We start from the raw sequence: 14,983 nt of genomic DNA, 5'->3' as shown, positions 1-14,983 counted from the left end.
CCACGGGCGCGTGCGTGAAGCCCGCGAGCATCACGTGGTCGAGCCGCGCGAGCTGGTCGGTGAGCGCGGCCTGGATGTGCGGGTGGCCGTGGCCGAACAGGTTGACCCACCAGGAACTGATGCCATCCAGGTAGCGCCGCCCGTCGGTACCGTGCAGCCACGGCCCCTGGGCGCGCGCGATGGCCACGGGCGGCTCGGCCTCATGGCGCTTCATCTGCGTGCAGGGGTGCCAGACGCTGGCGAGGCTGCGCGCGGCGAGGGTGTCGGCGGCCGGCATCACAGGGGCTGCGTGGGCGCGTGGTGGCGCGGCGCGGTCTGGCGGTTGTGCGCGTCCACGAACACGAGCTGCGGCTGGTGCGCGGCCACGTGGTCTTCGTGCACCTGGGCGAAGGCCGCGATGATGAGCAAGTCGCCCACGCAGGCGCGGCGCGCGGCCGAGCCGTTCACGGAAATCATGCCGCTGCCGCGCTGGCCCTTGATGGCGTAGGTAACGAAGCGCTCGCCGTTGTCCACGTTCCAGATGTGCACCTGCTCGTTCTCGCAGTTGTTGGCGGCGTCCAGCAGGTCTTCGTCGATGGCGCACGAGCCTTCGTAGTGCAGCTCGCAGTGCGTGGTCTTGACGCGGTGGATCTTGGATTTGAGCAGGGTGCGGAAAATGGCGGTTTCTCCTGAGAGCGTGTTCAAAGTCTTTTCATGGTGCCCGCTAGGCTGGAAAAAGCTGCAATCTAGGCGCGTGCCGTAGCCCAGGCTCTCTGCCTGGGCAAGGTGCGCAACGACGAGTGCGGCTTTTTTCTGCCTTGCCTTAAACGAACGCTAAGCTTGCCGGGGTGAAAACGGCCATATGGATTAGCCCTCCACGCTCTGGGCCCCCAAGATGCGGTGGTGGGAAGCATGGCGGTGCAACTCGCTAACAGAAGCGAGCTGTACACCTTCAAGGTGATGCCACTGCGCAGGATTGTGGTACTCAACTGTGCATGGCGGGGTAAGAATAGGCGGTTGCGGGCATTGCCGCTCACGCACCTCCTGCAGGCATTGGCGCAGCAAACCCATGGCGTAGAACCTCCTTACGAGATCGCCTTGACCAGTTCCGGCACGGCCGTGAACAGGTCGGCTTCGAGGCCGTAGTCGGCCACCGAGAACATCGGCGCCTCGGGGTCCTTGTTGATCGCCACGATCACCTTGGAGTCCTTCATGCCCGCCAGGTGCTGGATCGCCCCCGAGATGCCGCAGGCCACATACAGCTGCGGCGCCACGATCTTGCCCGTCTGGCCCACTTGCAGGTCGTTGGGGGCGTAGCCCGCGTCCACGGCCGCGCGCGATGCGCCGATGGCGGCGCCCAGCTTGTCGGCCAGGGGCGTCATGACTTCGGTGAACTTCTCGGCGCTGCCCAGGGCCCGGCCGCCCGAGACGATGATCTTGGCGGCGGTGAGTTCGGGGCGGTCGTTCTTGGTCACTTCGCGGCCCACGAAGCTGCTCTTGCCGCTGTCGGCGGCGGCGGCCGTGGTTTCGACGGCGGCGCTGCCGCCCGTGGCGGCCGCGGCGTCAAAGCCGGTGGTGCGCACGGTGATGACCTTGACGGCGTCGCCGCTCTGCACGGTGGCGATGGCGTTGCCGGCGTAGATGGGGCGCTCGAAGGTGTCGGCGCTGTCGACCTTGGTGATGTCGCTGATCTGGGCCACGTCGAGCTTGGCGGCCACGCGGGGCGCCACGTTCTTGCCGCTGGCGGTGGCGGGGAAGAGGACGTGGCTGTAGCCGGAAGCGATGGCCAGCACCTGGGCCGCCAGGTTTTCGGCCAGGCCGTCCTTCAGCGATGCGCCGTCTGCATGGATCACCTTGGCGACGCCAGCGATCTGCGCGGCAGCGGCCGCCGCGGCACCGGCGTTTTCGCCGGCCACCAGCACGTGCACGTCGCCGCCGCAGGCCTTGGCGGCCGTGACGGTGTTGAGGGTGGCGCTCTTGATGGAGGCGTTGTCGTGTTCTGCGATTACGAGGGCGGTCATTTCCATCAACTCCTTAGATCACCTTGGCTTCGTTCTTGAGCTTGTCCACCAGGGTGGCGACGTCGGGCACCTTGATGCCGGCGCCACGCTTCGGGGGCTCGCTCACCTTGAGGGTCTTCAGGCGCGGGGCCACATCGACGCCGAGGTCCTCGGGCTTGACGGTGTCGAGCTGCTTCTTCTTGGCCTTCATGATGTTGGGCAGCGTGACGTAGCGCGGCTCGTTCAGGCGCAGGTCGGTGGTGACCACGGCCGGGGTGGAGAGGCTCAGGGTTTCGAGGCCGCCGTCCACTTCACGCGTCACGCTCACCTTGTCGCCCGCCACTTCGACCTTGGAGGCGAAGGTGGCCTGGGGCAGGTCAGCCAGGGCGGCGAGCATCTGGCCGGTCTGATTGGCATCGTCGTCGATGGCCTGCTTGCCCAGGATGACCAGGCCGGGCTGTTCCTTGTCCACCAGGGCCTTGAGCAGCTTGGCCACGGCCAGGGGCTGCAGTTCCTCGTTCGTCTCGACCAGGATGCCGCGGTCGGCACCGATGGCCATGGCCGTGCGCAGCGTTTCCTGGCACTGGGCCACGCCGCAGCTCACCGCGATGACCTCGGTCACCACGCCCTTTTCTTTCAGGCGCACGGCCTCTTCGACGGCGATTTCGTCAAAGGGGTTCATGCTCATCTTCACGTTGGCGATGTCCACGCCCGTGTTGTCCGATTTCACGCGGATCTTCACGTTGTAGTCCACCACGCGCTTGACAGGGACGAGAATTTTCATATGTATCTCCTTTGGAATGGGTAGCAGCTTTGTCCTGGCTGCCTTAGCCTTGGGAAAGGCCGGTCTTCGTTCGCCAGCGCGCCAGGAGTTCCAAGGCCTTCTTCTGCGCGACCTCGTGCTCGCGCGCCTTCACATGGCCATAGCCTCGCACTTGCTGGGGCAAACGGGCGAGCGCCAACGCCTCGTTGAAGTTGTTGCTGTTCAGGTCTTTCAGCAGGTCTTCAACCAAGGCCTCGAATTCGTCGATTGCCGCACGTTCCTCCCGCCGCTCCCGAGTCCAGCCGAACGGATCGAAAACTGTTCCGCGCAGGAACCGCAAACGGGCCAGGAGACGGAAGGCCGTCTGCACCCAGGCGCCGTAGCGCTGCTTGACTGGACGGCCTTGCGCGTCGCGGCGCGCCAGCAGTGGCGGTGCCAGGTAGTAGCTCACGGTGAAATCACCTTCGAAGCGCTCTTGCAGCCGGGCGAGGAAATCACTGCTGGTGTGCAGGCGAGCAACTTCGTATTCATCTTTGTAGGCCATCAGCTTGTAGAGGCTCATCGCGACCTCGCGCGCTAGGCGCTCTCCCCCGACACGCGCCTTCTCGACATCGGAAACACGCCGCACGACCGCCGCGTAGTGCTGCGCGTAGCGTGCATTCTGGTAGTCGGCGAGCCGCTCAGTGCGATCGGCCAGAATGCTCGCAAGAGACGCTGTTCTGCTCGGCATCAGCATCACCTTCTCGTCGGAAGGCAGGCCGGCCGCACGGCGCACCGCAGCAGGATCCAGCGCAGCCTGGCGTCCCCAGGCAAACGCTGCGCGGTTCATGCCCACCGCGGCGCCGTTGAGTTCGATGGCGCGCAGCAACGAATCCTCTTGCAGAGGCACCCAGCCTTTTTGCCATGCAAAGCCCAGCAGGAATACGTTGGTGGCCACAGCATCCCCCATGAGGGCGACCGCCAGGCGGGAGGCCTCCAGAGACTCCACCTGGGCAGCGGCCGAACCGACCCGCTCGAGCATCGCATCGGGCGACGCTTGCCAGTCGGGATCCCGTGTAAAGCTGCCTGTGGGGGCCACGTCCGTATTCAACACGGCGCGAGTGCGCCCGGACGCCATGGAAGCAAGCGCATCCCCGGCCGCGGCCACCATCAGGTCGCAGCCGAGCACCACGTCCGCCTGTCCGCGCGCTACCCGCGCGGCATGCAGTTGGACGGGATCCGCCGCCAGCCGCACATGAGACATCACGGCCCCGCCCTTCTGCGCCAGGCCTGCCATGTCCAGCACCAGCACCCCTTTGCCTTCGAGATGCGCGGCCATCCCCATGAGGGCACCGATGGTCACCACGCCGGTGCCGCCGACCCCGGCCACCAGAATGTTCCAGGGGCGCGCCAAGACTGGCAGCTCGGGTCGCGCCATGCCGGTGGGCGGCGCCACGCGGTCACGCTGGGGCTTTCGCAGTTCGGCGCCATCGAGCACTACGAAGCTTGGGCAGAATCCGCGCACGCAGGAGAAGTCCTTGTTGCAGCCGCTCTGATCGATCTGCCGCTTGCGCCCCAAGGGCGTTTCCAGTGGCAGGATGGAGACGCAGTTGGACTGCACGCCGCAATCGCCGCAGCCTTCGCACACGGCCTCGTTGATGACCACTCGACGCGCCGGATCGACCAGAGTCTTCTTCTTGCGCCGGCGGCGCTTCTCGGCGGCGCAGGTCTGCGCATAGACGATCACCGACACCCCCTTGACGTCGCGCAGCGCACGCTGCAGTGCGTCCATGCCGTCACGGTGCGACACCTTGACATCCTTGGGGAAGTCGTCCAAGGTCTGAAAGTCCTCGGGCTCGTCGCTCACCAGGTGCAGTTCCTTCACGCCTTCGGCGGCAATCTGCCGCAGCAACTGGGGCACCGAAGGTGCGCCTTCGACTGGCTGACCTCCCGTCATGGCGACAGCATCGTTGACCAGCAGCTTGTAGGTGATGTTGACACCGGCAGCCACGGCAGCCCGGATGGCCAAGGAGCCCGAGTGCATGTAGGTTCCATCTCCCAGGTTGGCGAACACATGTGGCGTATCCGTGTAGGGCGCCTGCCCTATCCACGGCACCCCTTCGCCGCCCATTTGGCTGAAAGTTTCCGTGCGGCGATCCATCCACATCGACATGTAGTGACAGCCGATCCCCGCCAGCGCGCGCGACCCTTCCGGCACCTGGGTGCTAGTGTTGTGGGGACAGCCCGAACAAAAGTAAGGGAGCCGCTGGGGCACAGGCGCATCGGATGGGGAGCGAGTTACCGCCACCGCCTGACGCTCCAACCACACCCGCACCGACTCCGGCAGCACGCCTTGGCCGTACACCTTGACTAGGCGCGCAGCGATCACATCAGCGATGCCGGCTGGCGTGAGCTCGCCATTGGGCGACAGCAGGATGCCGCTGCTGGGAACCTGAACCCATTCGCCCGATTCATCGTATTTGCCGACCACGCGGGGGCGATGGGGTTCGTTGTAGAGGTGCTCCTTGATCTGGTATTCGAGTACCTGGCGCTTTTCCTCCACGACCAGTATTTCGTCGAGGCCCTGTGCGAACTCAACCACGCAGGTGGGTTCCAAAGGCCAGACCACGCCGATTTTGAGCAGGCGCACACCCAGCGCCTGTGCGGCCGCCTCGTCCAAGCCCAGCAGCGACAGCGCCTCGCGCACGTCCAGGTAGCTCTTGCCGGTGGTGCAGATACCCAGGCGTGCGTCCGGGACTGCCCAGTCCTGGCGATTGAGTTTGTTCAGGCGCACGTATTCGAGCAGTGCATACAGGCGCTCGCGCTGCAGCCGGTTCTCCTGCTCCAGCGGAGGATCGGGCCAGCGGATCGAGAAGCCGTCGGCGGGAACGGGGTAGGACTGCGGAATCTTGATCTCGACCGACATCGGATCGATGTCGAACGACGACGAGGACTCGACCGTGTCGCTGATCACCTTGAAGCCCACCCAGCATCCGGAGTAGCGCGACATGGCGTATCCGTGGAGTCCGAATTCGATGAATTCGTGTACTCCCGAAGGATGCAGCACCGGAATCATCGCAGCGATGAATGCATGCTCGCTCTGATGCGGCAGGCTGGATGACTTGCATGCGTGGTCGTCTCCCGCCACCAGCAGCACGCCGCCATGCGGAGCGCCACCCGCGATGTTCCCGTGCTTGAAGACATCGCCACTGCGGTCCACGCCCGGTCCCTTCCCGTACCAGAGGGCGAACACACCATCGACCCGTGCCTTCGGATCCAGGCTCACCATCTGCGTGCCCCAGACCGATGTTGCCGCCAGCTCCTCGTTGAGACCGGGCTGAAAGCGCACCTTGTGCTTGTCCAACAGCGCCCGGTTCTTCCACAGCTCCTGGTCTACGGCGCCCAGGGGAGAGCCACGATAGCCGGAGACGAAACCTTCGGTATTCAACCCGGCGGCCTCGTCACGCGCCTTTTGCGCCAGCAGCAGCCGAACCAGCGCCTGCGTACCGTTCATGTAGACACGGCCGGCGGGCAATTCGTACTTGTCCGCCAGGGAAACGGGAGGGGTCATGGGGATATCTCCAGGTTGCTCGCGCAACCTTTTATTTAAACATTTATCTATATTTTGTTCATATTTATGGCATAGTCAAATTCAATTTTTGAACCCCAGGTATTTGCCTTTCCAATGACAATCGGTCTGCCTGCCCTGCCGCGCTTCACGCTGCGCCAACTGCACTACTTCGTGGCCGTGGCGCGCTGCGGGCAAATCTCGGCTGCCGCAACAGAGATCGGCCTGTCGCAGTCGGCCATGACCCTGGCGATCGCGGACCTGGAACAGGCCATGGGCACGGCCTTGCTGGATCGCGGACGCCAAGGCGTCACCCTCACCTTGCAGGGACAAGGCTTTCTGCAGCACGCCGAATCCGTTCTGCGCATGGCCAACGAGGCGGCCCGCTTTCCGATACATGGGCGCGACCTCCACGGGAAGCTGGAAGTGGCCGCGACCTACACCGTCCTGGGGTACTTCCTGTTGCCCGCCCTCGCGCGTTTCTGCGAGCTGTATCCCCGGATAGAACTCTCGCTCGAGGAAATGCCGCGCAAGGACATCGAGGTCCGCCTGGCGAGCGGCCAACTGGAAATGGGCGCACTTTTGCTGTCCAACCTGGAAGCGCCGGAGCGCCTGGAAACCCGCGTCCTGGAAAGGTCCAGGCGTCAGCTCTGGATGGCTGCGGGCCATGAATACGCGGGCCGGGGGAGCGTGAGTTTCGAAGAACTTGCGGCGCTCCCCTACATCCTGCCCATGGTGGACGAAGGCGACCGCAATGCCCGGCGGTACTGGGCCGACGCGGGGCACACACCCCACAAGATTATCCAGACGTCTTCCATGGAGGCGCTGCGCGAGATGGTCGCTCTCAACCTGGGCGTGACCATCCTGTCGGACATGGTGTTCCGGCCATGGTCCCTGGATGGGCGGCGCATCCACGCCGTTCCCATGGACGCACGGCTGCCGGTCATGGAAGTCGGCCTGGCCTGGTCCGCAGGCCGTGCATTGAGCCCCTGCGCAGCAGCGCTGGAGCAGTTCCTGGGCCGATCATTCGCTAACGGCGCACAGGCAATGGCAAGAACCTAGATATGAACGATTTTTTAATTTCTGCCTACAATCTGCCAGATATTCTGCATAACCAGGAGACAGTACATGCTTATCGATTTGAGCCACAAGCGCGTCATCGTGACGGGCGCCTCGCGCGGAATTGGCCGGGCCATTGCCCGTGCCTTTGCTAAAGAAGGGGCCCGCGTTGCGGTCTGCGCCCGCACGCAGGCCGACATCGAAGCGGTGGGAGCCGAACTGGCGACGACGGCGCAAGCCGTGATCGCGCGCGCGGTCGACGTCACCGACACCGCGGGCGTGAAAGCCTTCGTGGATGAGATCGCAGCCGCCTGGGGCGGCGTGGACGTCCTGATCAACAACGCGGGCCAAGGCCGCGGCGGCAACCTCAACACCCTCACGCCAGAGCAGATCCTGGAGCACGCCAACGTGTTGCAGATGGGCCATTTCCGCTTCATCCAGGCCGTGGTCCCGCACATGCGAAAGCAGCGCTGGGGGCGCATCGTCGAGATCAATGCGCTGGCCGGCACCCAGATCACCCCGGACGGCATCCCCTCCGTGGTGAACCGCGCGGGCTGCATCGCCATGTCCAAATCGCTGGGCATGTCGCTGCCCAAAGACAACATCCTGGTCAACACCCTCAACATGGGCTGGATCGACACCGGGCAGTGGGACCGCCACTACCGTGAGATGCCGCCCGGCACGCCGCGCGAGGAATTCGACGCCATGGTCCTCAAAGTTGTCCCCCTGGGGCGTTTTGGCAAGCCGGAAGACGTCGCCGGCATGGCGCTGTTCCTCGCAAGCGACTACGCCAGCTTCATCAGCGCGGCCTCCATCGACATTGCCGGCGGCATGGGCGGACAGATTGCCTACTACCCGACCCTCAAAAGGGACTTCGGCGCGGCCATGGCCTTGCGCTATCCCAGCCCGGACACCCAAGCCTGAGGCCCGGCTACGTGAACGAGGCCCAACGGCACCTGCAAGGCAAGGTCGCCGTCGTCACCGGCGCATCGTCAGGCATCGGCGAAGCCATTGCCCATGAGCTCAGCGCCGCGGGCTGCAGCCTGGTGCTGACCGCGCGCCGCGCCGAGCGCTTGAATGCGCTGTGCGCCCAGCTCCCCGGCCCGGCAGTACCCCTGAGCGCAGCGATCGATGAGCCCGCCACGGCGCAGGCTCTGCTGGAGTTGGCTCACCGAACCTACGGCTGCGCCGACATCCTGGTCAACAACGCCGGCATGCTGGTCAGCGGCACACTCGAAACCATCGATCTCGATGGCCTGATGCAGATGACGCGCACCAACTACGATGCCGTGGTCCGGACCTCCTATGTGTTCGCGCGCGCATTCAAGCAACAGGGCGCGGGCGCGATCATCAACGTGTCCAGCGTGGGGGCATACCTGAGCCATTCTTCCATGGGCGTGTACGCCGGGTTGAAGCAGGCCGTCGAGGTGTTCAGCACTGCGCTGCGTGTCGAACTCAAAGGCAGTGGCGTGCGCGTGGGCACCATCGCGCCCGGCACCACGGAAACCGAGATCTTTGACCGGCTGCGCGCCTCGGGCCAACCGGTCCGTGCGGACCAGACACCGGCCCTACAGTCGTCGGATGTCGCGTCCGCCGTGCGTTACATGCTCGAGCAGCCAAAGCACGTTAGCATGGCGCGCGTACTGATGGTCTCGTCTTCAGAATCAGTCTGAAACGCCAACTCCCGTGCTGGCGGCCCAGCGCGGAAGTCGGCAAGCGGGCTGCGTCATCCCTGTTTGTACTTGGCCAGCAACTCGGGCTCGAGCAGTTCTTCGGGCGTCCGTACGCTCGGGCCGAGGATCGGGCCCACCACTTCATGACCCCAGGTGCTAAGCTTCTCGGGATTGAGTTCGAAGCCGTCGTCATGCCAGGGTTCGAGCTCGGTGATGGTCTCGAGTGCAAAGCCGCCCGGCGAGAAATGGTAGAAGGAAGCGTGCGGATCTTGAGAGTGCTGCCCCAGCGTCATCATCATCGGGATCCCGCGCTGCTTCACGATGTCGTAGGTCTCGCCGACGTCGCGCAGGCTTTTCACAAACAGGCCCACATGCTGGACACCCATCTTCCCAGGTCCGTATCCATAGGCGATATCGTGGCTGGTGTAGCTGTTGAGCTTGGAGCGGTAAAACGCCGTCTGGCCCTTGCCGGCCCCTGGGCCGTAATAATGGAAGCCCATCAGTTTGACGAAGAAATCCTGCAGCTCGGGTGGCCATTGCGGAGTGATCACGACCAGATGCCCCAACCCCCGCACGCCGGCCACGAAGCCCCCGTGAGGGCGGCCTGGCGTGAAGGAACGGGGCATCCATTTTTGACCATGGAACATCTCATGCTGATAGCCGACCGGGTCACGAAAACGGAACACTCCCTTGACGCCACGCTGCTCGCACAGGGCCGCATCGCCCATGGTGACTTCCACGCCGTGTTCCTGGAATCGGGCAATCGCCGCCTCGAACTCGATCTTTCCCTTGGCCTCCCAACCGATGTAGGCCAGGCGATCAATCTTGCCGGGATGGAAGGCAAACCGGTGCCGCCGATCGTCCGTGCGGAAGTAGAGAGAGTCCGGATCTGACGCCGGAGACTGGCCGACCTGAAAACCCATGACCTGCGGCCCATACTCCCGCCATTCGTCCACCTTGGTTGTCTCGAAGCCGAGGTATCCAATACCTATGATGTCCATGTTGATGCTTTCCCGTAAGCTAAAAAAACCGATGCCCCGCAGAACGAGTCATCGGCGACAACCAGCCATGGGATGCGCCAGCGCCCGCCGACAGCAGATTCTGCTGGCCCCCCGGCCAATCACGACTGAATCGCTTCGATGACCAGCGCTTCCGCAGGGCAGGCTGCGGCCCCTTCCCTCGCCTCCTCCTCAAGCCCACCAGGGATGAGCTCGGATTCGACATATACCAAGCCGTTTTCATCCAGCTTGTACACCTCGGGGCAGAGTTGGGCACACAGCCCGTAGCCGCAGCAACGACCGCGATCGACGATCACTCGAAGTGTGGGGGTTTTCCCGTGGGTACTCATGATTTTCCTTTCGATGCAGCGGATTCGATGTTGCTGCGCATAGAGACATATGCACATTATTCGATAAAGTGTTGATTTTTATTTCAGGGTTCTCCCTAGACCACCCTTCGTACCCCCCACACTTTGCACCTGCGCGCAACGACCCACGAGCCGACCTGGTATTCCCGTCCCCACAGGACGTCCCTGAACAGACGTACGATAGATAAAACTCCATACAGAATGCACTTCGCCACTTAGAATGCCCGCTGCTGCAGACAGGTGGAAGTTTTGTGACACCCCGTCGTTCCAACACTTCCGAGGCAGTGACCTGCATTCAATTGACCACTGGACAACATGGAATCCGTCGTGACCGAAGACAGCGCCGCGCCGGGCAAAGCTCCGACTTTGGCCGACAACTCCAAGAAATCAGGATCGAGCCACGGCGTCATCGTGAAGCCGGTGGTGAATGCCATCGGAGTCCTTCGATACCTCGCGCACAAGGGGGCTCCTGAGCGAGCAGCGGACATAGCGAGGCACCTCGAAATCAATCCAAGCACCTGCTTCAACATCCTCCGAACCCTGGTCTCGGAAGATGTCGTCGATTTCAATCCGCTGTCCAAAACGTACTCTGCAGGCCTTGGGCTGGCTCGCTTGGCAGAGCAGTTGGTGACACAGGGCCAGCGCGTCCAGTTGGCATTGCCGCTCATGCGCGAACTTGCCATCGCGCGCGGAATCACGGTCACGCTCTGGCGCCGGATGGGCAATGACAGGATCGTGCTCGTCAGCTCCGAATCCAGCCCTACGGATCTGCACATCTACATGCCGCTGGGCCAGCGCCTGCCTGTCCTGATGGGGGCCAGCGGCCGGCTTTTCGTTGGGCAGATGAATCTCTCTGAAAACGATCTGCGCACCGAATTCGCCCGTATTCGCTGGGCACGCGCGCTATCGTTTGAGGAGTATTTGGAACAGGTTCATCTAGCTCAACGCCACGGATGGGCCGTTGACGACGGGTATTTCTCCGACGGCGTCCTCGCGATCGCCGCCCCTGTGCGCGACACCACGCGCAGCATTGCCTACACCGTTTCGGCTGTCATGATCCGCAGCCAGCACAGCGATGCCGAAGTCCGGATCAAGGCCCTTGGACAGTCGCTGAAGGAATTGGGCACCCGGCTGGAATCTGTGCTTTTTTGAGACCCAGGCCTGGAAAACAGGCTCAAACACCAGCCACCACTGCAGCCATGCCCCAATCCCGCATCTAGCGGCGGCTGCTCACGTTCGCACGAGCCCACAAGGCTCGCCCCCCCCAAGTGATGCACTGAAATCTAGCGGAAGCCGTGAGACATCAGTGTCCAAAAATCGCTCGCCATAGGGGGCGTGTGGGCATGCAGATGACCAACATGACTGGGCTGGTGGACAGCGGCATCGGCGAAATGCCACAGCACAGCAACAACCACCACAAGGCTCGAGACGGTCGTAAAGATCAAGGAAGGCATTTTGTCTCCATGGTTCGATCCTCTGATGGCAGGACGGCTGTGCACACAGGAAATCAAAGGCACTTTTTCCATAAATGTACAAATTCCAATCTCCTGCGTCAAAACAGAAAGCGCTCCATGTGCCTCCTTCCGCCCAAAATCAGGGAAAACACCGAGCCCAACCCAATCCAGCTGCCTGAGACGCGACCACCGCCCGCCCCACTCCACTGGGCCGCTCCCGCCCTTGGTCAAGGGCCTCCCCGTCACCAGCACTACCCGCCCCAGGCGCGCATTCATGCGCATCGCCTGTGGCCCGTCGGGACCTGTAAGTACAGCCCAAGCCAAACAGGACAACAGAAAGGAATGGCCAGCCAGGGTGAACCCCAATACCCAAGGCAGCGCGGGCCGAGCAGAATCACAAAATTCTATATACAGAATTTAATTCTTTATACAAACGATGAAGAAGGCTCCTGCTTGGGTCAAGGCGCTCATGCTCATGTGCTTTTTGGCGGGTGCCGATGCATCCAGGGCCGCCGGCTTCCCGGAAAAACCCATCAAGGTCGTGACTCCCTTCACGCCGGGTTCGGCCCCAGACGTCTACACCCGAGCCCTCGCAAGCGAGATGTCCAAAGCTGCAGGAGTGCCTGTTGTGGTCGAAAACCGCCCTGGCGGCAGTTCCGGCATTGCGGCGCAATTGATCGGTTCGGCGAAACCCGATGGATACAACCTTCTGATCTCGGGGAACGTGGCATTCACCGGCAACCCCCACGTGATCAAGAACCTGCCCTACGACCCAGTCAACGGCTTTGTCCCTTTGACGACACTCTCCAAGGGCCCGATGTACCTGTATGTCAATCCGGACAAGGTCAGGGCGGCATCTGCCAAGGAGTTCCTCCAGCAGATCAAGAGCAATCCAGGCCGGTTCACTTTCGGCTACACGAGCATCACCAGCCGCTTGCCCGCCGAGGTACTGCAGCAGACCGCCGCAGTGAAAGTGGTAGGGGCAGCCTATCGCAGCGGCAACTCGATGATGCCGGATCTGATCAGTGGAGAAATCGACTTCATGTTCACCGACTTTTCGGCCTGGACTTACGTCAGTTCCGGAAAAATCAAAGCACTGGCCGTGACCGATGAAGTCCGCAGCCCATTCGCACCAGACCTGCCAAGCTTCCGTGAAAGCGGAATCGATGGCATGGACATAGGTTTCTGGCTGGCAGCCTATCTGCCAGCCATGACTCCCGAGCTGATCATTCAAAAGATGTACCGCTTGCTGGTTCAAGCCAATGAGACGCCGGCAGTGCAAGCGGCCATGAAGGCATCGGGCACGTTAGCGTTCATCCAGCCCCTGGGCCAGCTTGGGAAATACCAAACAAAAGAACGTGATCTATGGGGAAAGATCATTAGGGCCGCAGGCATCCAAGCCGAGTAAGCGGCTGGATCTCATGAAGAGCACCATCAGATGCACACCTCTTGTCAGCCTTTTACCACTGGTTGGTTTCCAGGCTCCGGCCCAGAGCACGGTGAAATAACCTGGCGGGACCCAACCCGCAGGGATACCCTGGACTATCCGTCAGCAATGGCCGCCTCCGTCGAGTGCAACCTGCGGGAACAGCACGCGCTGGACACTGCGGGCGTCGGCATCGTCTTCATCCGCCAACGTGTCATTGTCCGCTGCAACCGGCGATGCGCGGACATTTTCGGATACCCAGACGAGCACGCGCTGGTCGGCGTGGGCAGCGAGCAACTGCATCCCAGCCGAGGCGACTTGCGCAGCCTTGGGCGCGAGGCCTACACCACGCTCAGCGCGGGCCATGCCTATCGCACACAGCGTCGCCTAAGGCGCAAGGACGGCAGCCTGTTTTGGGGAGAGCTTACGGGCCGCCTCATTAACGCCGACAACCTGCACGAGGGCTCAATCTGGATCGTCAGTGACATGGGGGAGAACCTGCTCGCGCAACAGGCCCTGAATGAAGCGCACGAGCAGTTCAAGCAGCGGCCTCAGCGGGGGCTCAGGGCCACCGTGGAGAACCTGCACCGCGAAATCACCGACCGCAAGCTCGACCAGGAGCGCATTTACTGGATGGCGCACTACGACGCGCTCACGGGCCTGCCTAACCGAACACTGCTGGCCGAGCGCACCGAGCGAGCCATTGAATTGGCCCGAGCCAGCGGCAGGCAACTGGCAGTGATGTTTCTCGATCTCGACCATTTCAAGCACGTCAACGACTCGCTGAACCACCGCGTCGGCGATACGCTGCTGATTGAGTTCGCTCGAAGGCTGCGCACAGTCGTGAACCAGTGTGACACCGTGGCACGCATCGGCGGCGACGAGTTCGTGCTGCTCCTACCCAACGCCAATGCGCAGGGCGCCGAGCGCATCGCCGCCAAACTGCAGAAGGCATCGCGCCTGACGTATCGGATCGACCACCACGAGCTCATGATCGCCCCCTCCATCGGGATCGCGCTGTATCCCGATGACGGCCATGACATTGACTCCCTGACCCAGGCCGCCGACACGGCCATGTACCACGCCAAGCGGGCCGGCCGCGACACCTACCGCTTCTTCACGCCGCAGATGCAGGCCCAGTCGCGGCGCGCGCTGCAAGTGGAAAACGCGCTGCGCCGCGCACTGGATCGCAACCAACTCTCGCTGCACTACCAGCCCCAAGTCACGCTACGCACCGGCCGCGTCCACAGCGTGGAAGCCTTGCTGCGCTGGGACCATCCCGAACTGGGCCGCGTCTCGCCGGCCGAATTCATCCCCATCGCCGAGGACAGCGGCCAAATCCTGCAGATCGGCGAATGGGTGCTGCGCACTGCCATGCGGCAATTGCAGACGTGGCGCCAGGACGGACTGCGCGATTTGAAGGTGGCCGTGAACCTCTCTGCCATTCAGTTCCGCCAGCCGCAACTGCCTGAAATCATCAACTCCATACTGCAGGACACCGGAATCCCTCCCGATTCGCTGGAACTGGAGCTGACCGAGGGCGTGGCCATCAATGATCCGCACCAAGCCGCTGCCACGATGGACAAGCTGCGAGCCCGCGGTGTGCGCCTGTCGATGGACGATTTCGGCACTGGCTACTCTTCCCTGAGCCAGCTCAAGCGCTTCCAGATATACAAGCTCAAGATCGACCAGTCCTTCGTCCAGGATCTGGATCGG

At 62.9% G+C, this 14,983-nt stretch carries 13 protein-coding genes and 1 pseudogene; 7 read left to right on the top strand and 7 right to left on the bottom strand.

Annotation, left to right across the window (positions count from 1 at the left end; all coding sequences use genetic code 11):
- Together QZ709_RS00515 and panD are read right to left on the bottom strand one after the other, a co-directional pair.
- On the bottom strand, positions 1-277 hold a 277-nt coding region (locus tag QZ709_RS00515), incomplete at its 3' end, for an aminotransferase class III-fold pyridoxal phosphate-dependent enzyme (protein ID WP_294635463.1).
- Positions 277-657 (bottom strand): aspartate 1-decarboxylase, encoded by a 381-nt coding sequence (gene panD / locus QZ709_RS00510; RefSeq protein WP_294635464.1) that lies wholly within the window; start codon positions 655-657, stop codon positions 277-279. The genes QZ709_RS00515 and panD, both read right to left, overlap by 1 nt.
- Positions 658-891: 234 nt before the next feature.
- Here panD and QZ709_RS00505 point away from each other — a divergent pair.
- Positions 892-999: pseudogene (locus QZ709_RS00505) on the top strand (IS5/IS1182 family transposase); the annotation flags it as partial.
- Between the two features lie 65 nt (positions 1,000-1,064).
- On the opposite strand, the gene QZ709_RS00500 reads toward QZ709_RS00505, so the two are convergent.
- From QZ709_RS00500 to QZ709_RS00490, 3 genes are read right to left on the bottom strand one after another with little or no spacing between them, the layout of a single operon-like run.
- A complete protein-coding gene (locus QZ709_RS00500) occupies positions 1,065-2,000 on the bottom strand; it encodes an FAD-binding protein (protein WP_121506367.1) in 936 nt (311 codons plus the stop codon).
- Between the two features lie 13 nt (positions 2,001-2,013).
- On the bottom strand, positions 2,014-2,763 hold the full coding sequence (locus QZ709_RS00495; RefSeq protein ID WP_121506366.1) for an electron transfer flavoprotein subunit beta/FixA family protein: 750 nt from the start codon (positions 2,761-2,763) through the stop codon (positions 2,014-2,016).
- Positions 2,764-2,806: 43 nt separating this feature from the next.
- Positions 2,807-6,292: an indolepyruvate ferredoxin oxidoreductase family protein gene (locus tag QZ709_RS00490; protein WP_294635462.1), complete on the bottom strand. Its 3,486-nt coding sequence runs from the start codon at positions 6,290-6,292 to the stop codon at positions 2,807-2,809.
- A 114-nt stretch (positions 6,293-6,406) separates the two neighbouring features.
- Between QZ709_RS00490 and QZ709_RS00485 the strand changes: the two genes are divergently transcribed.
- From QZ709_RS00485 to QZ709_RS00475, 3 genes are all read left to right on the top strand, one after another.
- A complete protein-coding gene (locus tag QZ709_RS00485; protein ID WP_121506364.1) occupies positions 6,407-7,351 on the top strand; it encodes a LysR family transcriptional regulator in 945 nt (314 codons plus the stop codon).
- 66 nt (positions 7,352-7,417) lie between these two features.
- Positions 7,418-8,272, top strand: a complete 855-nt coding sequence (locus QZ709_RS00480) for an SDR family oxidoreductase (protein ID WP_121506363.1) — start codon at positions 7,418-7,420, stop codon at positions 8,270-8,272.
- A gap of 11 nt (positions 8,273-8,283) precedes the next feature.
- Positions 8,284-9,021, top strand: coding sequence for an SDR family oxidoreductase (locus tag QZ709_RS00475; protein WP_199726995.1), 738 nt, complete (start codon positions 8,284-8,286; stop codon positions 9,019-9,021).
- A 53-nt stretch (positions 9,022-9,074) separates the two neighbouring features.
- Here QZ709_RS00475 and QZ709_RS00470 read toward each other — a convergent pair whose 3' ends face one another.
- Together QZ709_RS00470 and QZ709_RS00465 are read right to left on the bottom strand one after the other, a co-directional pair.
- The gene (locus QZ709_RS00470; RefSeq protein ID WP_060985464.1) at positions 9,075-10,022 is read right to left on the bottom strand and encodes a VOC family protein; all 948 of its coding nucleotides are present in this window, start codon (positions 10,020-10,022) and stop codon (positions 9,075-9,077) included.
- A gap of 119 nt (positions 10,023-10,141) precedes the next feature.
- Entirely contained in the window at positions 10,142-10,369 is a 228-nt protein-coding gene (locus QZ709_RS00465; RefSeq protein ID WP_060985465.1) for a ferredoxin, read from the bottom strand.
- 333 nt (positions 10,370-10,702) lie between these two features.
- Here QZ709_RS00465 and QZ709_RS00460 point away from each other — a divergent pair, with 333 nt between their 5' ends.
- The 3 genes from QZ709_RS00460 to QZ709_RS00450 all read left to right on the top strand — a co-directional run.
- Positions 10,703-11,539 carry an IclR family transcriptional regulator gene (locus tag QZ709_RS00460; protein ID WP_082753465.1) on the top strand — a complete coding sequence of 279 codons (837 nt, stop codon included), beginning with the start codon at positions 10,703-10,705 and terminating at the stop codon, positions 11,537-11,539.
- A gap of 738 nt (positions 11,540-12,277) precedes the next feature.
- On the top strand, positions 12,278-13,249 hold the full coding sequence (locus QZ709_RS00455; protein WP_121506361.1) for a tripartite tricarboxylate transporter substrate binding protein: 972 nt from the start codon (positions 12,278-12,280) through the stop codon (positions 13,247-13,249).
- 147 nt (positions 13,250-13,396) lie between these two features.
- Positions 13,397-14,983 (top strand): EAL domain-containing protein (locus tag QZ709_RS00450; RefSeq protein ID WP_294635461.1); only part of this gene is annotated, 1,587 nt, incomplete at its 3' end.

Origin of the sequence: uncultured Aquabacterium sp. (assembly GCF_913773725.1) — a bacterium.
Taxonomy (GTDB): domain Bacteria; phylum Pseudomonadota; class Gammaproteobacteria; order Burkholderiales; family Burkholderiaceae_C; genus Aquabacterium.
Note: the sequence above shows the minus strand (reverse complement) of the source record. Positions and strands in the feature narration are given on the sequence as shown.